The sequence below is a fragment of the Microbulbifer zhoushanensis genome (assembly GCF_021729055.1).
Taxonomy (GTDB): Bacteria; Pseudomonadota; Gammaproteobacteria; order Pseudomonadales; family Cellvibrionaceae; genus Microbulbifer; species Microbulbifer zhoushanensis.
This window is the reverse complement of record NZ_JAJSAO010000004.1, coordinates 302,516-321,718: the sequence shown is the minus strand read 5'-3', so window position 1 is coordinate 321,718 and position 19,203 is coordinate 302,516. Positions and strand designations below refer to the sequence as shown.

Sequence of the window (19,203 nt, the reverse complement as noted above, 5' to 3'; positions counted from 1 at the left end):
TGATGATCAAATTATGATCATAAATATCGTTAGGACAGGTAAGGGGGGTTGTGGCGAAGGGAGGAAGGCTGCCCCGCCCTTTTGGGCGGGGCAGGAGGGGCATGTCAGAAGGAGAAAGCTACGCGGCCATAGAAGAAGCGGCCCACGGTGTCGTAGTTGAGCGGCAGCGTGTTCATGTCATCGTAGTTGGTGACATAGGGCGGCTGCTGGTTCCAGACATTGCGGATACCGCCGGACAGGGTCACGTTCTCCCAGCGGAAGTAACGGAAGTTGAAGTCGGTATACCAGGTTTCGTCCACCCGGGTGGCCAGGTCAACGTCCCGCGGGTCGATATCATCGACCGCACCTTCCATGCGTACGATCACATTGGTGGACCAACAGTCATACTCGTAACCGAAGCTGGTGTACAACTTCCATTCCGGGAAGGCTGCGATCCGGGTGGTGACCGGGTCAACCCCGTAGTAACCCGCCAGGTCTACCTCCGGCTCAAACTCACTGGCCTGGAACTTCCACTCGTCCAGCCAGGTGGCATTACCGGTAAAGGTAAAGACACCCGGGCCCAGGTCCTGGCTGTACTCAGCACCCAAATCGACACCCGAGGTCTCGAAGGTCGAGATGTTCTGGGCATTCAACAGCTGGCCGGCAATGGTGCCGCTCTGGTCGCGACGGGGGCTGGTGGGTAGCGAGGACAGGCCCACGGCACCGGCGCCGGTGATCAGGTCACAGGAGGGCGAGCTGAAGTTCGGGCTGGTGTAGCAGTTGCTGACGATGGTATTGGTGTTGAACGTGCCGATAGCGTTGTCCACCGAGATATCGAAGTAGTCGACGGAGAAACTCAGATCCTCGACGAAGGTCGGCGTCCATACGATACCCAGGGTCCAGCTCTCAGATTCCTCCGCTTTCAGGTCCTCATTACCACCAAAGAGACCGGTTGCCTGGGAGTTGCCCAGCTCGAAAGTGGGGGGCAAACCATCGGCGGCGCAGTTCGCCCGCACGTTGGCGTTATTGCTGCCGCCCCAGTTCACACAGGGGTCGGTATAGGTTTCTGCCGACTGCGTCGGAGGGAGGAACAGGTCATCGAGGCCCGGCGCGCGGAAGCCCTCGGCATAGGTGCCGCGGAAGCGGAGCTGCTCTATGGGCGCATATTCGAGTACACCGGCCCAGGTGGTGTCGCTGCCGATGGTGTCATAATCGGAGTAGCGGAACGACAGTTCGGCCGCCAGCAGGTCTACCCAGTCACGGCCGTCCATAATGGGCAGGCGCACCTCACCGTAGAATTCATCCACGTCATATGCGCCGCCCCAGTCCACACCACTGACAAAGTAGATCTGTCCCAGTGACGCGGCGCCGTCGACGGTGACTTCGGTGCGCTCCCGGCGCCGCTCATAGCCCACGGCCCAGGCGGGGGCCTCGCTGGCCCAGGGGATCGACCAGTCATAGAAGTCGCCGACCAGGTTGGCCTGCAGGCTGTTGAGGGTGGCTTTTTCCACCGGCGAATTGACCACCAGTGCGTAGTCCTGCAGCGGTTGGGTAAAGGTGCCCGGCCGGAAGGGGTCCCAGGCGGTTACCCCGGCTTCGTCCACCGCCGCAGCGCAGTCCTCGTCGGCCGCACAGAGGGCCGGATCCAGAAGGGTGGTAAAGCGTCCCGGGTTAGAGCGGCCGCGATCGATCTGCGAGTCGACCCAGCGGGCGTAGTTGTAGGAAATATCCCAGGTCCACTCATTGCAGATTTCGCCGTCGAAACCAACCACGCCCCGCCACATGCTCAGGTCCTGGTTGAAAGAGCGTCCGCCGGTTTCCACCAGCCGGCGGAGGATGATGGCGTCCTCTCCGGTTGGGTTGCCGGGGTTGGTGGCCGGCGCCGTGGGCTGGAAGAAGGTGCCTTCCGGGGCCAGTAGCTGGTCAGATTGCCGGTTCGCATAGAGGAGCTCGCCGAAGGTGCCAAACGTTGTGAAGTTTTCCCAGTCCCAAAGTTCCTTGTCACCGAAACCGTAGAAGGTAACCACTTCCTGCGGGGTAATCAGGTAACTGACTTCCGCGTAGTTGAACGCGTCCCCGGCCGGGTTAAAGGGCCGGATCTGTCCGGTATTGGCATCGAGGATGGGGCCGCCGGGGAAGCTCTCACTGAAGAACCGGGGGGGCACGGTATAGCTGCTGCCACCGCAAAGCACTGAGCCGCCGCTCTCAAACAGCGGGCAATCGGAGAACTTGCGGTCGCCCTGGAAAATATCATGGCGCCGCGTGTACTGGATGTTCAGCATTACGTTGCCATCGCCGTCTTCCGAGGCCGCGCCAAACGTCCAGGCGGCAAGGTATTCCTGGCCATCGTTTTCCTGGGAGGTGCCCGCATCAAAAAACGCTTCTGCGCCCTCGAAATTCTTTTTGGTGATGATGTTGACCACGCCGGCGATGGCGTCAGAACCGTAGATGGTGGATGCACCATCCCGCAGGATTTCCACGCGTTCGATCGCAGTGGTGGGGATGGTATTCAGGTCCACCACGCCGGTGGAGGGGCCGGATGAGCTGAGGCGCCGACCGTTCAGCAGGATCAGTGTCCGGGAAGAGCCCAGGCCGCGCAATGAAACAGTGGCGAGGCCGGGGTTGCCGTTGTTGACCGAGGAGCCCAGCTGGCCGCCGGTCATTGATGGAACTTCCTGCAGGAAATCCTCCAGCGTTGTCTGGCCGGATGCTTCCAGTGCCGCGGCGTCGAAAACGCTGATTGGGGTGGCGCTGGTGGCATCGGTGGCACGCTGGATGCGTGTACCGGTAACGACAACTTCCTCCACTTCCTGAGCAAACGACAAAGTGGCAAAAAAGCTTGTAGATACGGCGGTGGCTGCGATTGCGCCCTTGATTGCCCGGGATAGACGGGATCTGTCCATGGTATACCTCTCCTGATACCGGTTCTAAACGCCGAATTCGGCAGTGCCCTCCATGACAACTGCAAACTTCTATCAACAGAGGCTTGCTAAAACACTAGAACATTTTTTCTACATGGAAAGTTTGCTTCGAACATTCGTACGCCGAAGGCGCGGCAGATCGATAAATAAAATGCCACAGGCAGGATTTAAGGCCGCAGGTTCATCATTTGAGGATGACCCGGTTGGGTGCCATTACAGGCTGTAGGAGAGGGTGGTATACCAGTAACGACCGCTCAGGTCGTAGGTGCGACCGTCGTGATTATCGTTGAAGGCGGTGGCGGCAAAAGGCGGGGCGCGGTCGAAAAGGTTGTCAATTCCCAGCGCCACGCGGAAACCGCGCGGCACCGCATAGGCCACCTGCATGTCGTGGCTGGTCCAGCTGTCGATCTTTCGTGTTACAGCAGTGGTACCGCGGGTAAAGGTTTCCTCCAGCGCATCCACGTAATGGATGGTATAGCCGCCTTCCCAGCGCTTGCGTTTCCAGTAGATGCCGGTGTTGGCTTTCCATTCTGGAAGGGAGCCGGCGCCACCGCTGGCGGGATCCACGAAAGTCCCGGTGAGGTCCTCGGTTTCCGCCCCGGGGGCGGCCTGGTTCAGGTACCGTTGCAGGTGGCTGGCGTTGAACGACCAGCGCAACTGGCCGAGTTTCTCGGAGGACTTTTCATAACGCAGGGCCAGGTCGAGTCCGCGGACCTCGCGCGCCCCGATATTGAGGCGGGTGGCGATGATCTTGGTGATATCCCCCTGCGCGTCGCGCAGCACCCGGTTCGTGAACAGGCCCCGATTGGCGTTCTGGTCGATCAGGTACTGCGGGCTGGTATCGATAACATCATTCTGGCGGATGTCGAACAGGTCGAGTGTCGCAGCGAAGCCCTCCACGACTTCCGGTGTCCAGACGATACCGATGGTGCGGTTGTCGGAGGTCTCAGGCTGCAGCTCACTGTTGCCGCCGAACTCGGTCAGGAACTGGATGCGCGAACTGTCAGACACGCCGGTACAGCCGGGCAGGGTGTCTGCGTCCGCCCGGCTGCAGGGATCGAAAAGGAACTCCTGGCTCTGGTAACCGGTCTGGTTCATATCCACAAGATTGGGCGCGCGAAAACCGGTGGCATAGGTGCCGCGGATCATCAGGGATGGAATGGCCTTCCAGCGCAGCGCCATTTTAGGGTTGGCAGTGCTGCCAAAATCGTTGTAATCAGATACCCGCAGGGCAGCATCAAACCAGAGTTGCTCGTGCAGCAGCGGAACCGATATTTCGGTAAATGCCTCGGCCACCAAGCGGCTGCCCTCGGCGGCACCGGCGGCGATGCCGCCAATTTTTGACAGCCCGCCGGCATCGCTGGAGCGGAAATCAATGGCTTCGCTGCGAAGTTCTATACCCGCGGCGGCAGGGATGTCGCCCTGGTTGTAACTGGCGAGGATGCCGTCGGTGATGTAGGTCAGCGACATCATTTCGGTTTCACCGGTAACGCGGCTTTGCGCGCGGATGAAGTCCAGTTGGCTGCCGTCGATGCTGCCGCTGGGGCCCAGGAGGTTGACCGGAACACAATCCTGGTTGTCAGTGCAGCTCGCCCCCTTGAGTCCGGCGGACAGGCGCTGGGGGTCAATCAGGTTGCTGAGGGATTCCTCGGCCCTGGTGTAGTGAAGCCCTACGGCCAGTTCCCACTGCCAGCTGTCCCAGGAGCCCTTGAGGCCGGTGTTCGCCCGCCAGGTGTCGGTGCGGTTCTCCTGCTCGCGCGGGCCCAGCTCCAGTACCCGTTTGCGCACATCGGTAAGAGGTTCACCGAACGGGTTGTAAATATTGTCGGCGCTGATTTCCAGGTCGCCATTATCGAAGCGGGTGAAAACGGGCGTCGGGGCAAAAACCGTTTCGGCCTGGGTCTGTACGCCCATGATTTCGGCGAACAGGGTGCTGTTGTCCTGCAGGACCAGCTCCCCTGCGGTATAAGCGGACCAGCGCTCAGATGGCACTACTGCGGTGGTGAACTCACTGTAATCGTAGCGATCTTCCTGGGTCCACTGGCGATATTCACCATCACTGGTGGTGGTGACGATATTCCCACCAGCGAGGCCGATAAAACCGTTGGGCGAGGCTGCCGAGCGCAAGTCTGTGCCGCCCCGGTCACGGTTGTCCGCAGTGGCGGACAGTATACGATCACGGCTTTTCAGTTCGCCCTGCTGGTAATGGGCGAGGCTGAACATCAGGTGGCCGTTCTCGAATGCCTGGCCCCAGGTCAGGTGGTTCGATGTGGTCTCCTGGTCGCCCTGCTCGGCGGCGCCGTAATAGGTGTTGAGCGACAGGCCCTCGAAGTCGCGGCGCAGGATGATATTGACTACGCCGGCGATGGCGTCTGAGCCATAAACAGCGGAGGCGCCATCTTTCAGGATTTCAATCCGGTCCACGGCAGAGAGGGGGATGGTGTTCAGGTCGGCGGTCTCACCGCCAAAGCCGTTGCTCACAATCCGCCGGCCATTGATCAGCACCAGCGTGTTGCTGGCGGGCAGTCCGCGCAGGGTTACATTGGCGGTGCCATCGCCGCCGTTACTGACCGAGGTGCTGGTGGAGTTGCCGGAAACCGCCGGCAGGAATTTCAGCAGTTCTGAAATCGTCTGTGCGCCGGTGATCTCGAGCTCCGGCTGCGCAAGGATATCGATGGGGGCGTAGCTGCTCAGCCGCTTGTGCCGCAAGTGGGTGCCGGTGAGGCTGCGACCGGTTACCGTAATCTCCTCCGTGGGCGATGGTGGCTGGTCGCCGGAGGACTGCTCGACCGGCGCTGCCCGTGCCACCACGGCCACGGCCGCCGGGCCGATACGGCGGTAATCGAAGGGGGAGCCGCCCAGTAGCTGCTCCAGTGCCGCGACGAAATCCCCATCTTTCGCAGGGAGCTCCTGCTTCGGCACCGTATAGCCGTTTACTGCAGAAGCGTGCACCAGCACGGAAATCTTACATTGCTGGCCCAGGGTGATCAGGGCACTGGAGAGCTTGCCGGCGGGTAGCTGGATCCCGGAAGTCGGGCAGGCAGCACCAGCAGACGCCGGAAGCGCTGCAAGAGTCGCCAGTGACAGTGTGGCCCAGAGCCGTCTAATCAATCTGCTTGCCCGTTTCGCACCAACGGCGGCCGGCCTGGCCGGATATGCCGCTGTTTCTTATCTGGATTTATCGGTGAACGGCGGGACTCAGCGGGGAGGCTGTTTAATATTTGTCCGCCCGGGCAGTTTTATAACTTAGTTAGGCTTGGGAGACAAGAGAGTCAGGTCTGGATTGCTGCGATCCTCCTGGAGGTCCAGGGCCGCGGCTATGGCTTTCAGGGTGTTATCGGGGTCGGACAGCTCGAAAGTGCCGGATAGCTTGCGCTCACGCACGCTGGCGTCGGCCGCAGCGGGTATTGGCAGGTAACGATTCAGCTCCTCGAGAGCCTCTTCCAGGGGGGTTCGGTCAAACACCAGCACGCCGCGGGTCCAGTCCAGGGCCTCGTCGGCGGAAGTTGCGCTTACCTGGCCCAGGCCGCTGCCCGAAACACTGACTTTCTGGTTTTTTACCAGTTTGACGGACTCGGGACGCAGGCCGCTGGCGCTGCTGGACTCGCTCACCGAGACCACCCCGCCGGTGACGGAAACCCGGGTATTGTCCGGGTTGCGCTCAACATTGAATTCTGTGCCCAGTACGCGGATCTTCGCCTTGCCGGCTGCCACGGTAAACGGGCGTGCGGTCTGGCGCTCTACATCGAAGAACGCCTCGCCGCGCAACAGGGTGGTGCGGCGCTCTTCGCGGCTGTAGCTTACCTGGAGTTCAGAGTTGGTATTCAGTTGCACCCGGGTGCCGTCAGTCAGGGTTACGGTTCGGGTTTCGCCAACCACAGTGGTGTACACCTGCTGGTTCACGGCGTCCTCGGCCAGCCACTGGTTGCCGACCCAGAGGGTCACCACCAGGCAGGCCGCGACCAGGCCACCACCGCTGAGCCACTGCGCCCATCCCCAGCCACCGTTGTCCGCGCTGGCTTTGCGGCGACCTTCCGGGGCCGGGCGGGTCGATACCGTGGGCAGGCTTTCCGGAAACAGCTGGTCGATCGGCATATGGCCGAGAGCACCAAGGTCGCCCCAGAGACCGGACATTTCATCGAAGGCCCGGCGATTAGCCGCAGAGCCGCCGATCCAGCTGGCAAACTCGCGCCGGTCGGCCGCGGAAACGGCGTCCGAGCGCAGGCGCGCGATCCAGGCACATGCCTGGTCGAGCTGCTCTTCGCTGGGATTGATCTGTCCGCCCGCTGAGTTCACCACTGTTTAACCTGTTTAAGTCCAAATCCTGTTATGCCTGTTGGCGGTTTGCGTCGCTGAAGCCGGGCGCCTTGCCGGGCGCCCCAAAACGGCGCATTCTATCGATAATGTGCACTGTTGGCGCGTTTTTCCGCGCCTGGGCGCTGCTTCGCGCAATAACTGTTAGCAGTTGCGCTCAATATTAGCGTTTTCTGTGCTGCTGGGCCTGTTTTTTGTGTTCAGATGACCAGCTCTTGAGATGAGACGACCGACCAGGGGGATCCCTCAAGAGTTTTTGTAAAAAAATTAGCGCACTGCGCACAAACGTTGTGCGCCAGGTCTCGGCTAGCCCCTCCGGGGCAGCGTGGAGAGAACTTTTTCTCGTGAACGCCCTCCACTGTTGCCGGTCAAATCCCCGCAAATCTGCTGGCTGGCGCATGTTAACGGTGGATCGTGAAGGTTCCCTGACAGTTTCCCGGATGTACTGTTGCAGGGGCGGGGAAAAGTGTAGTCGCCCGGGTGCAGGCTGCTGTCAGGGTGGGGTGACTTTGCGACGGCAGGCCTTGAGTGCCTGGAGGATGTACTTTTCGACGCTGCTCACCGAGGTATTCATTTCCCTGGCAATCTCGTTATAAGAGAGTCCGCGCGTGCGGTGCAGCAGGAACGCCTGCCGGCATTTCAGTGGCAGGCTGTCCATTGCCTCGTAGATGGACTGCAGTTGCTGTCGGGCGGCAAGGACCCGTTCCGGGGACTGGTGATCGGCGTGGTCGTCAGGCAGTGCTTCCCCCTCGGCCGGAGTCTGCTGGCTGACATAGTCCATGTGCAGGCGGCCACGGCGCAGCTGGTCTACAGCCAGGTTGTTGGCGATCTGGTAGAGGTACGCCCGGGGGTTATCCAGCTCTTTCTCGTCGCTGAGCTTTTGCAGGCGCAGGTAGGCGTGCTGGGCAATGTCCTCGGCATCCTCAGTATTCCTGACGATCCTAGTCACAAAGCGCACCAGCGCCTGGCCGTGTTCGGCAAACAGCTTTTCGAGAAGCGTTTTCCGACTTTTATTCATCGATAAGTGGGATTCCTGACTGCGCTCGTTGTGATTTTGTTGTGTTGCGAGCTGGCGCACAGTTATATCACAGGCCTCTCCCCGGCGACGAGGGGGCCGGGGGAAATCCCTGCCCCTGCCCGGGACATCCGGTTGGCCACGGCGTGGCGACGCTATTACTTGGCGGTGATCCCGTTATAATGGGGCCCGCGCCGTGGGCGCGTAGACCGAATGAATTCACAGGGCGCCGGGAGCGCTGGAGAGCGGATGAGTTATCAAGTACTGGCTCGCAAGTGGCGGCCGCGGTTGTTCCGGGAGATGGTGGGGCAGGAGCACGTGCTGCAGGCCCTGATCAACGCCCTGGATAACGGTCGGCTGCACCATGCCTACCTGTTCGCCGGTACCCGGGGGGTGGGCAAGACCACCATTGCCCGCATCCTGGCCAAGTGCCTGAACTGTGAAAGCGGGGTCAGCTCCGAGCCCTGCGGCCAGTGCGCGGCCTGTACGGAAATCGCCGAGGGCCGCTTTGTCGACCTGATTGAAGTGGATGCGGCTTCGCGCACCAAGGTGGAGGACACCCGCGAGCTGCTGGAGAATGTGCAGTACGCTCCCACCCGGGGCCGCTACAAGGTGTACCTGATCGACGAGGTACATATGCTTTCCAACAGCTCATTCAACGCCCTGTTGAAGACGCTGGAGGAGCCCCCGCCCCACGTCAAATTCCTGCTGGCTACCACCGATCCGCAGAAACTGCCGGTGACTGTCCTGTCGCGCTGTTTGCAGTTTAACCTCAAGAACATGAGCCCCGAGCGGGTGGTGGAGCACCTGCGTTTCGTGCTTGAGCAGGAAATGGTGCCGTTCGAGCAGGGGGCCCTGTGGCACCTCGGGCGTGCTGCGGATGGTAGTATGCGCGATGCCATGAGCCTGACCGATCAGGCAATCGCCTTTGGCGGCGGCAAGGTGGCCGAGGCCGAGGTCCGCGCCATGCTGGGCAGCATCGATACCGGGCTGGTATGGAAGCTGCTGGAAGCCCTGGCCGATGAGAGTGCCCCGGCCCTGTTCGCGGCGGTAGAGGAACTCGCCGGGCAGGCGCCTGACTACAGCGCCGCCCTGGCGGAACTGGCCAACAACCTGCACCGTATCGCTGTGGCCCAGGTCCTGCCGCAGTCGGTGGACAACACCCTGGGGGACGGGGAGCGCCTGCAGCAGCATGCCGCGCGACTGGCCCCTGAAAACGTACAGCTGTATTACCAGATGGCCCTGCTTGCCCGGCGGGACCTGCCGCTGGCGCCAGACCCGCGCAGTGGATTCGAGATGGCCCTACTGCGGATGCTGGCTTTCCGGCCCCAGGGCGTGGCGGATATTCCCAGCGCCCGGCTGGAAGCGGATGCCGGCAACCAGCCCGCTGCGGGAGATCCCGGCGTAAAAAAGCCGCAACAGGACCCGGCGCCGGCTGAAGCCGGCACTTCTCCCGTACAAACGCAACCCGAAACCGCGGCTCCCGGAACAGCGTCCATGCCCGCTGGTGCGCCCGATCATGCAGGGCCCACCTGGGCGGAAGAGCCTTCCAGCCCGGCTACTCCTGCGCAGCAGGCCAGCAGCGGCCCGCAGCCGGCTGGCGCTTTCCCTCAAGCGGCGAGCACTCCACCCGCGCCTGTACCTGAAGCGGCCGCCGCTACTGACAGCACACCGCCCTGGGAGGAAGTCCCGCAGCCCGGGCCGGTAGAGAGCCCTCAGCGCGTAGCCACGCAGGGTCCCCAGCCTGCGGCTATGCAGAGCCAGCAGCCTGTGGGCGTAGAGAGCCATCAGCCCCATGGGATGGAGAGCCATCAGCCCCAGGAGATGGAGAGCCACCAGCCCGGGAGTGTGGGGAATCCCCAGCGAGGCAATATAAACAGTACCCAGCGGGCGGATAATCATCAGCCGGTCGAGAGCCCTCAGCCGGTTGAGAGCCCTCAGCGGGTGGAGAGCCCTCAGCGGGTGGAGAGCCCTCAGCGGGTAGGGAGCCCTCAGCGGGCAGAGCCCCCCGGGCCAGCCGGAAATCCCCAGCCAGCCCCGGCGGCGGGACAGGCCGGCCCTGGTGGGCCCGTCCAGGATGGCCACGATTCAGGGGCCGCAGCGGCGGGCGGCGCGACGGAGCAGCGCGCGGCGTTGCGCGAGCAGTTGCGCCAGCAGGTAGCCGCGGTGGAATCCACCCCGGTGGCCGGGGTTGAGGCGCAGCCGGCGGCACCGGAACCGGAGCCCGCACCGGCCGCGCCGCGGGCCCGCCTGGAAGCCCTGACTCCGGGTAACTGGCCGGCGCTGTACCCGCAGCTGGGGATTACCGGCATACTGCATTCAATTGCCATGCACCTGGAACTGGTGGGGCGGCAGGACAATATACTGTCTTTTACCCTCGATGAGTCCTACAGCAGTCTGTATGACGAGGTGCACCAGCGTCGCCTGGCGGATGTCATCGGTGACTTTGTTCAGCAGCCGGTCAATGTGCATATCCAGGTGGGCCAGGTACATGGCACCACCCCTGCGCGACTGGTGCAGGCCACTCGCGAGGCGCGCGCGGCAGCGGCCCGCGACGCCCTGGCGCAGGACCCGCTGGTGCGGGAACTGCAGGAAGAACTCGGCGCCGAACTGGTGGCCGAGTCGGTCGAATATCTGAAAGAGAGTGAGTGAGACAATGAAAGGTTTGGGCGATTTGATGCAGCAGGCCCAGAAAATGCAGGCCGACATGCAGGAGAAAATGCAGAAGATGCAGGAGCAGCTCAACGAGCTGCGCGTGGTCGGCGAGGCCGGAGCCGGGATGGTGAAAGTCACCATGAACGGTCGCCACGACTGCACCGGGGTCGAGATCGATCCCGACCTGATGGGTGAAGACAAAGAGATGCTCGAGGACCTGCTGGCAGCGGCCGTGAACGACGCGGTGCGCCGGGCGGAAGAGCAGGCGCAGAAACTGCAGAAAGAGCAGCTGGGTGGCCTGGCCTCTGGTATGAACCTGCCGGAAGGCTTCAAGTTCCCCTTTTGATGGCCTGCGGCACTTATGTTTAGTCCCCTGATTGAAGAGCTGATCCGCGCACTGCGTTGCCTGCCCGGTGTCGGCCCCAAGTCTGCCCAGCGCATGGCCATGTACCTGCTGGAGCGTGACCGGGATGCGGCCGGCCTGTTGGCGCGGACCCTGGAACAGGCGGTGGAGAAGGTCGGGCGCTGCACGCAGTGCCGTACCCTCACCGAGCAGGAACGCTGTGCCCTCTGTGCCAGCACCCGGCGCGATGACAGTTCGCTGTGCGTGGTGGAGACCCCGGCCGATGTGCTCGCAATCGAGCAGGCGGGCAACTACCACGGGCGCTACTTCGTCCTGCACGGCCACCTCTCCCCCATCGATGGCGTGGGCCCGGCGGACCTGGGCATCGACCTGCTGGAGCAGCGGCTCGACCGCGAGCCGGTGCAGGAGCTGATCGTCGCCACCAACCCTACCGTCGAGGGCGAGGCCACGGCCCAGTTTATTGCCGAGCGGGCACGGGACCGGGGTATAGCGGTCACCCGCATTGCCCACGGTGTACCTATCGGCGGTGAGCTGGAATACATCGATGGCGGCACCCTCGCACACGCTTTCAACAGCCGTACGGCGTTTTTCTCCGGTAACTGAGGTCCCGATGCTGAATGTGGACACCACACCCGTCTGGGTGGATGACAGCGCGCAGCTGGCGCAGCTGTGTGAAAAGTGGCGCGGGCAGAAAGCCGTGGCACTCGACACCGAATTTATGCGCAGCCGCACCTTCTATCCACAGCCGGCACTGGTCCAGGTGGGGGATGGTGAGCATGCCTACCTGATCGACAACCTGGCGATCGATGACCTGGAACCGCTGCGCGAGCTGGTGCTGGATAGCCGTGTCACGAAGATCATGCACTCCTGCAGTGAAGACCTGGAAACCCTCGAGCGGTTACTGGGGGCGATACCCGAGCCGATATTCGATACCCAGGTTGCTGCGGCCATGACCGGTATGGCCGCGGGGCTGGGCTATGCCGCTACGGTCAACGAGCTCCTGAACGTGGAGCTGCCCAAGAGTGAAACCCGTTCCGACTGGCTGCAGCGCCCCCTGAGCGAGGCCCAAAAGAACTATGCCGCCCTGGATGTTGCCTGGCTGCCGCCGGTTTACGCGCTGTTGCGGAAACGCCTGCAGGAGCAGGGGCGGCTAGAGTGGTTGCAGGAGGACTGCGCGGCGCTGGTCCGCGCGGCGCGCAACCCGCAGCCGCCGGAACTCTATTACCAGCGCGTGAAGGGTGCCTGGCGCCTGCGCGGCTCGCAGCTGGCCGCCCTGCAGGATCTCTGCGCCTGGCGCGAGCGCGAGGCCCGCCTGCGGGATATGCCGCGCAACCACCTGCTGAAAGAGAGCATTTGCATGAACCTGGCCGAGCAGCTGCCGGCGCATGCCGCCGCCATGGCGCAGCCGGGGCTCGAGGGCAAGACGTTGCGGGAATATGGCGATATCCTGCTGCAGGTCATCGAGCGCGCAGCCGGGCGTGATGACGTCCCGCCGGCATTGCCCCGCCCGCTGGACCGGCGCGAGGGTGAATGCCTCAAGCAGTTGCGTCGCCGGGTGCGGGAGGTGGCCGAGGAGTACCACCTGCCGGCAGAGATCCTGGTGCGCAAGAAAGAACTGGAAACGCTGGTGCAGGCTGACAGGCCCTCTCTCGAGGGACGCCTGGAAGGTTGGCGCAGCGATGTCATTGGTCAGCCCCTGTTGCAGGAGTTGCGGGCGCTGCGTGGCGAGAAAGTAGGGTAAGTACCAGAGTGAAGACAGTTTGTGATATTTACCGCAGCCCGCGGGAAGAGGAAATGTATCTTTACGTGGAGAAGCGTGAGGGGATCGCGCGGGTGCCGGAAAAGCTGCTGCAGCTGTTCGGCAAGCCCGAGCATGTGGTGACCCTGCTGCTCACGCCGGAAAAGCCACTGGCGCGGGCCGACGCGGCGCGGGTGCTGGAAGAGATCCGCGAGCGCGGTTTCTACCTGCAGATGCCGCCGGTGGTCGATGATGAGATGCGTGCGATCTCGGCGCAGAACAGCAAGTTGCAGCGCTGAGCCGTGAGCGGGCAACCCTTCTGGCAGCGCAAGTCGCTCGAGCAGATGAGCGACAGCGAGTGGGAGTCGCTCTGCGATGGCTGCGGGCGCTGCTGCCTGCACCGGCTCGAGGACGAGGAGACCGGCGAGATTTACAGCACCAGCATCGCCTGCCGCCTGCTGGATACGCACAGTTGCCAGTGTGGCGACTACCCGAATCGCAAGCAGCGGGTGCCGGACTGTATCCAGTTGCGCGCCAGCGACCTGGCGGATTTCCACTGGCTGCCGCGCACCTGTGCCTACCGCGCCCTGTCGGAGGGGCGCCCGCTGGAAGACTGGCATCCCCTGGTATCGGGCCGTGCCGAATCGGTGCACGAGGCCGGTATCTCGGTGCGCGGCTGTGTAATCAGCGAGGAGCTGGTGCACCCGGATGACTTCGAGGAACATATCGTCACCTGGGTGGGTGACGATCCCGTTTAGAACAACATAACCAAGAACTGGACACTATGGCGGAAGAGTTTCGAATTGCCTGGATGATTTACGCAGGCGGGACCCTGGTACTGTTACTGGCGGGCTGGTGGTTTATGCGCAATTGGCGCTGGTCCTGGCCGCGGCGCGCCCTGCTGCTGGTGGCGGCTGCCGCGCTGCTGGTTCCCACCGTCGGCCGCACGCCGGACTCGGCGCCGCTGCCGGTACTGCCGATGTTTGCCTACCAGCTGCTGTTCGAGGAGGAGGGGCCGGCCCCGGAAGTGACCGCCAACCTGGTGTTCGCCACCGGCGGAGCGCTGGCACTGGTGTCCCTGTGGGGGCTGGTGACGTTGATCCTGCGCCACCGCCGGGAAAAGCGCCGCGAGTTTGAGGACGATCCCTACTACAGCAACCAGTGACAGTACCGCCTGGCTGCGCCCGGTCGAGCAAAGGCGCGTAATTCCTCTTGGTGCTGTCCGCGCCCGGCGGACAGCTGCTATATCTATAGGGCTGGCCCCGCAGCGAAGCGGGGCCCGGTGACTACAAGAATGTGGCCTGGTACCCGGGAATCCACCCCCTTCCATACAGCCTCCCGGGCCTGCGGGAGTACAGGGGTTTCCGGCCCTGCCCGGCAGAGGAACCCGGATGCTCGATCATCTGCTAATTCTGAGTGCTGTCATGCTGGTCTCCGGTATTCTCGGTGGCCTGGTGAATTACTACCAGATGCTGTTCACCGAGGAGGACCCGGCCGGCCTGGCGCGCTGCCTGATCATGGGCCTGTGCGGCGCATTGATGGTGCCCATCTTCCTCAAGTTTACCCAGAGCGACCTGCTGATCGAGATCCAGGGGGATCCGTCGCGCCTGTTGCTGTTTACCGGCTACTGCCTGCTTGCGGCCATCGCCTCACGCATGTTCGTGTTCAACGCCGCGCGCCGCCAGCTGCGGGACGCCAGTATCGCTCGGGCCCGGGTGGAGAACCTCGAGCAGGAATTGCGCGCCATGCAGCTGGAGATGATGCCGCTGCTGGAGCATGAGATCGAGGGCGACCCCGACCAGGGGCCGACCCTGGATTTCAACGAGATCCGCAAGCTAGACGAGAACGCCCTGCATGTGCTGAAACTGCTCAACACCGGCGAGTGCGTGTTCCGCTCCCTGGGCGGCATGGTGCAGGAGGGGGGCATGGAGACCAACTCCGCTGCCCGGGCCCTGAACAGCCTGCTGGTGCTGGAGATGGTGGGCAAGATCCACAGCCACCTGGGTATCCGCTGGTATATCACCGACAAGGGCCGCCAGGTGGTACGCCGGCGCAGTGCCCAGGCCGTTGCCGATGAGCGTGTGGGCGAGTGACCGTCCATTCCTGAACCCACCGCCCGGATACTGCGAAGTCCGGGCAAGCGATCCATGCTGAATTGTCATTGATCTCCCGTTGCCATCCCTTACCATGCTGCCCATCTCTGTTTTTTCGCGATGGGAGTCACCATGAAATTTACCGGCACCGACAATTACGTCGCCACCGACGACCTGCAACTGGCGGTGAACGCAGCGGTCACCCTGCAGCGCCCCCTGCTGATCAAGGGCGAGCCGGGTACCGGCAAGACCCTGCTGGCAGAGGAGGTGGCGCAGAGCCTGGGCCTGAAACTGATCCAGTGGCATATCAAATCGACCACCAAGGCCCAGCAGGGCCTGTACGAGTACGATGCTGTGTCGCGGTTGCGGGACTCCCAGCTGGGGGTGGACCGGGTGCACGACATCGCCAACTACATCAAGCGCGGCAAACTTTGGGAGGCATTCGACTCCGACGAGCGCGTGGTGCTGCTGATCGACGAAATCGACAAGGCCGATATCGAGTTTCCCAATGACCTGCTGGTGGAACTGGATCGGATGGAGTTCTTTGTCTACGAGACCGGCGAAACTGTCCGCGCGAAACAGCGCCCGATCGTGATTATCACTTCCAACAATGAAAAAGAGCTGCCCGACGCTTTCCTGCGCCGCTGCTTCTTCCACTACATCAGCTTCCCGGACCGGGATACCATGCACCGGATCGTCGATGTGCATTACCCGGACATCAAGCAGCAGCTGGTGAAAGAGGCAATGGATATCTTTTTCCAGCTGCGTGAGGTCCCGGGCCTGAAGAAAAAGCCCTCCACTTCCGAGCTGATCGACTGGCTGAAGCTATTGATGGCCGACGACATCCCCGAGGAAGTACTCAAGAACCGCGACAGCACCAGCGCCATCCCGCCGCTTTATGGCGCACTGCTGAAGAACGAGCAGGATGTGCATATGCTCGAGCGCCTCGCCTTTATGGCGCGCCGCGAAAACCGCTGAGTTGACGCTTTCCCATGCTGATTGGATTTTTCCTCAACCTGCGCCGCTATAAACTGCCGGCGTCCATCACCGAGCTGCTGGCCCTGCTGGAAGCGCTCCAGCAGCGGCTGGTGTTTGCCGACCTGGAGGAATTCTATTTCCTCGCGCGCACCTGCCTGGTGAAAGACGAAAAGCATTTCGACAAGTTCGACCGGGCCTTCGATGCCTATTTCCAGGACCTGGAAACCCTGGATGACCTGCTGGAACAGATGATTCCGGAAGAGTGGGTGCGGGCCGAGTTCCTCAAGCAGCTGAGCGAGGAAGAAAAGGCAAAAATCGAGAGCCTGGGTGGGTTGGAAAAGCTGCTGGAAGAGTTCCAGAAGCGCCTCGAGGAACAGAAAGAGCGCCACAGTGGTGGCAACAAATGGATCGGTACCGGCGGTACCAGCCCGTTTGGCAACAGTGGTTATAATCCCGAGGGTGTCCGGGTGGGCGGCAACAGCCGCAACCGGTCGGCGGCCAAGGTGTGGCAGAAGCGCCAGTTCCGCAACCTGGATGACAGCGTGTCCCTGGGCACCCGCAACATCCAGGTGGCTTTGCGCAAGCTGCGCAAGTTCGCCCGTACCGGCGCCGCCGAGGAGCTGGACCTGGATGACACCATTTCCTCCACGGCCCGCAATGCCGGCCTGCTGGACATCAAGATGGTGCCGGAGCGCCACAACGCCATCAAGGTGCTGATCTTCTTTGATGTGGGCGGCTCCATGGATCCCTACGTGAAATCCTGCGAGGAGCTGTTCTCGGCCTGTCGCTCGGAGTTCAAGCACCTGGAGTATTTCTATTTCCACAACTTCATTTACGAGCATGTGTGGAAGGACAACCAGCGCCGCTACCAGGAGACCACACCGCTGCTCGAGGTGCTGCGCACCTACGGCAATGACTATAAGGTGATCTTTGTCGGCGATGCCTCCATGGCGCCGTATGAGATCACCCACCGCTACGGCAGTGTCGAGCACATGAACGAGGAGCCCGGTGCTGCCTGGATGGAGCGGGTGACGGATACCTGGAGCAACCTGGTATGGCTTAACCCGGTGGGTGAGGAATACTGGCAATACACACCCAGTATCGGCATGACCCGGCAGCTGGTGGAAGGGCGCATGTTTCCCATGACCCTGGAGGGCCTGGACCGTGCTATCGGGCGCCTGGTCAAGGGGCGTTGAACCCGGGCCCGTACAGTCCATCGCGGCCATGGGACGCTCCTGCAGGGGAGCGGCCCGGCAATCCCCTCAAATCATTCCTTGAAGTGCCGCCGAGGCGCCCCCTCGTGGTCGGCGGTGATGCCGATCTCTTCCTGGGTGGTGGGGCCAATTTTCGTGTGCTCCTCCTCGGCGCCGTGCATCCAGTCCACCAGTCGGTTGCGGATCAGGAACAGGATGATCCCCGCTGCAATCGCGGCAATGGCGACGCCGCCGAAGGTGGCCAGTGGGCCCGATTCCCCCACCAGCTTACCGATTTCAGCGGCGCCCTTGTTGGCCACGCCAATAAAGGCGAACCACAGCCCCATCATCAGTGACAGGTAGCGCAGTGGTGATAGTTTGGTGACCATGGAGAGGCCGATCGGTGACAGGCTCAGCTCACCGATGGTGTGGAAGATATAGGCGAATACCAGCCACCAGATGCTCGCCTTGATGGTTTCGGAATCGCCGATCTGCAGCGCCGCGCCGCACATGGAGACAAAGCCCAGCCCCAGGAACACCAGGCCCATACTGAACTTGGCCGGGGAGCTGGGCTCGCGCGCCCCGAGTCCCACCCACAGGCTGGCCATTACCGGCGCCAGGATAATGATAAACAGCGGGTTCACCATCTGCAGCCAGCTGGCCGGGATCTCGAAGCCCATCACGTTCAGGTCGGTGTTGTACTTGGCGAACAGGTTCATAGAGCCCGCCGCCTGCTCGAAGCCGGCCCAGAAGATTACCGTGAATACACCCAGGATCAGTATCACCTTGATGCGATCGCGCTCTTCCGGCGTCAGTGGTTTGTGCTTGTCGACCGTGTCCTGCTTCAGTCCCAGCTTGGCCGAGGGCTCTACGCCGATATCCCCGAGGAATTTTTTTGCCTGGAACATCTGCAGCAACAGGCCCAGCAACATGCCGATACCGGCAGTGAAGAACGCCAGCTGGTAATTCACCTTCTCGCCGATCCAGCCGATTACCAGGTAGCCGAGGATCGAGCCCAGGTTGATCCCCATATAGAAAATGGTGAAAGCGGTATCGCGCCGGTGGTCACCCTCGTCGTAGAGGTCACCCACCATGGTGGAGATATTCGGCTTGAAGAAGCCGTTGCCCACGATCAGCAGGGCCAGGCCCAGCCAGAGCATATAGATCTCGGTGCCGTCCGGCAGCCAGCCATGGGGGAAACCCAGGGCGAACTGGCCCAGCATCATCAGCGTGCCGCCAAACATGATGCAGCGGCGCTGGCCCCATTTGTTGTCCGCCATCCAGCCGCCGATGATCGGTGTCAGGTACACCAGCATCGCGTACCAGCCCAGGTAACTCAGGGCCTGGGACTGCAGTTCGGTATCTGACAGCTGTTCCCAGCCAAAGGCCGCCGCGGCGGCAGCGGAAGTCAGGTAAAAGACGAAGATACCGCGCATGCCGTAATAGCTGAGCCGTTCCCACATCTCGGTGCCGAACAGCAGGAACAGCCCCTTGGGGTGGCCGAGCATCTCCCCGGCGGAGGAGGGCGGTTTTGGCTTGAGATCTTGCATGAAGGTACCTCTGGCAAGTCCCGGGCATAGGAAAAGGTGTCGCCCGGACTGGGTATCCGGGGACGGTGTTGCCTTGAGTATAGTTCAGCGCCATTTTTTACCTACTGGTCTTCGCGGTCGTCCTGACCGCTCAGACCGTCGCCCGCCGTATCCTGGCGCAGGTGCGTGGACCTGCTTGTCTCCGTCGGGCTCGCGCCGGCTTTGCCGGCGGGCGGCACATCCCTGTGCCGCATTCACCTGCTGGTCTTCGCGGTCGTCCTGACCGCTCAGACCGTCGCCCGCCGTATCCTGGCGCAGGTGCGTGGACCTGCTTGTCTCCGTCGGGCTCGCGCCGGCTTTGCCGGCGGGCGGCACATCCCTGTGCCGCATTCACCTGCTGGTCTTCGCGGTCGTCCTGACCGCT

The 19,203-nt window shown here is 62.4% G+C and carries 15 protein-coding genes; 10 read left to right on the top strand and 5 right to left on the bottom strand.

Translation table 11 applies throughout. The features are described from left to right. Positions 1-104: 104 nt before the first annotated feature. From LVD10_RS10045 to LVD10_RS10030, 4 genes are all read right to left on the bottom strand, one after another. On the bottom strand, positions 105-2,882 hold the full coding sequence (locus LVD10_RS10045) for a TonB-dependent receptor plug domain-containing protein (protein WP_232941190.1): 2,778 nt from the start codon (positions 2,880-2,882) through the stop codon (positions 105-107). 231 nt (positions 2,883-3,113) lie between these two features. After that, complete coding sequence (locus LVD10_RS10040) at positions 3,114-6,011, bottom strand: TonB-dependent receptor (protein ID WP_232941191.1); 2,898 nt, start codon at positions 6,009-6,011, stop codon at positions 3,114-3,116. A 135-nt stretch (positions 6,012-6,146) separates the two neighbouring features. Beyond that, positions 6,147-7,196: a FecR family protein gene (locus LVD10_RS10035; protein WP_232941192.1), complete on the bottom strand. Its 1,050-nt coding sequence runs from the start codon at positions 7,194-7,196 to the stop codon at positions 6,147-6,149. A gap of 511 nt (positions 7,197-7,707) precedes the next feature. Beyond that, on the bottom strand, positions 7,708-8,232 hold the full coding sequence (locus tag LVD10_RS10030) for an RNA polymerase sigma factor (RefSeq protein WP_232941193.1): 525 nt from the start codon (positions 8,230-8,232) through the stop codon (positions 7,708-7,710). 246 nt (positions 8,233-8,478) lie between these two features. On the opposite strand from LVD10_RS10030, the gene dnaX reads away from it, so the two are divergent. From dnaX to LVD10_RS09980, 10 genes are all read left to right on the top strand, one after another. Continuing rightward, complete coding sequence (gene dnaX / locus LVD10_RS10025) at positions 8,479-10,881, top strand: DNA polymerase III subunit gamma/tau (RefSeq protein WP_237063505.1); 2,403 nt, start codon at positions 8,479-8,481, stop codon at positions 10,879-10,881. A gap of 4 nt (positions 10,882-10,885) precedes the next feature. Then, complete coding sequence (locus tag LVD10_RS10020) at positions 10,886-11,230, top strand: YbaB/EbfC family nucleoid-associated protein (protein ID WP_232941195.1); 345 nt, start codon at positions 10,886-10,888, stop codon at positions 11,228-11,230. Between the two features lie 15 nt (positions 11,231-11,245). After that, positions 11,246-11,851 (top strand): recombination mediator RecR, encoded by a 606-nt coding sequence (gene recR / locus LVD10_RS10015; RefSeq protein ID WP_232941196.1) that lies wholly within the window; start codon positions 11,246-11,248, stop codon positions 11,849-11,851. Positions 11,852-11,858: 7 nt separating this feature from the next. Then, positions 11,859-12,989 (top strand): ribonuclease D, encoded by a 1,131-nt coding sequence (rnd, locus tag LVD10_RS10010; RefSeq protein WP_237063504.1) that lies wholly within the window; start codon positions 11,859-11,861, stop codon positions 12,987-12,989. Between the two features lie 8 nt (positions 12,990-12,997). Further along, positions 12,998-13,285, top strand: coding sequence for a YcgL domain-containing protein (locus tag LVD10_RS10005; protein ID WP_232941198.1), 288 nt, complete (start codon positions 12,998-13,000; stop codon positions 13,283-13,285). Between the two features lie 3 nt (positions 13,286-13,288). Continuing rightward, positions 13,289-13,744: a YcgN family cysteine cluster protein gene (locus LVD10_RS10000; protein WP_237063502.1), complete on the top strand. Its 456-nt coding sequence runs from the start codon at positions 13,289-13,291 to the stop codon at positions 13,742-13,744. Between the two features lie 26 nt (positions 13,745-13,770). Continuing rightward, entirely contained in the window at positions 13,771-14,151 is a 381-nt protein-coding gene (locus LVD10_RS09995) for a hypothetical protein (protein WP_232941200.1), read from the top strand. Between the two features lie 226 nt (positions 14,152-14,377). Further along, on the top strand, positions 14,378-15,079 hold the full coding sequence (locus LVD10_RS09990) for a YEATS-associated helix-containing protein (RefSeq protein WP_232941201.1): 702 nt from the start codon (positions 14,378-14,380) through the stop codon (positions 15,077-15,079). 132 nt (positions 15,080-15,211) lie between these two features. Then, a complete protein-coding gene (locus LVD10_RS09985) occupies positions 15,212-16,057 on the top strand; it encodes an AAA family ATPase (protein ID WP_232941202.1) in 846 nt (281 codons plus the stop codon). Between the two features lie 14 nt (positions 16,058-16,071). Further along, positions 16,072-17,253, top strand: a complete 1,182-nt coding sequence (locus LVD10_RS09980; RefSeq protein ID WP_232941203.1) for a vWA domain-containing protein — start codon at positions 16,072-16,074, stop codon at positions 17,251-17,253. Between the two features lie 71 nt (positions 17,254-17,324). Here LVD10_RS09980 and LVD10_RS09975 read toward each other — a convergent pair whose 3' ends face one another. After that, on the bottom strand, positions 17,325-18,800 hold the full coding sequence (locus tag LVD10_RS09975; RefSeq protein ID WP_232941204.1) for a peptide MFS transporter: 1,476 nt from the start codon (positions 18,798-18,800) through the stop codon (positions 17,325-17,327). Positions 18,801-19,203 lie beyond the last annotated feature (403 nt).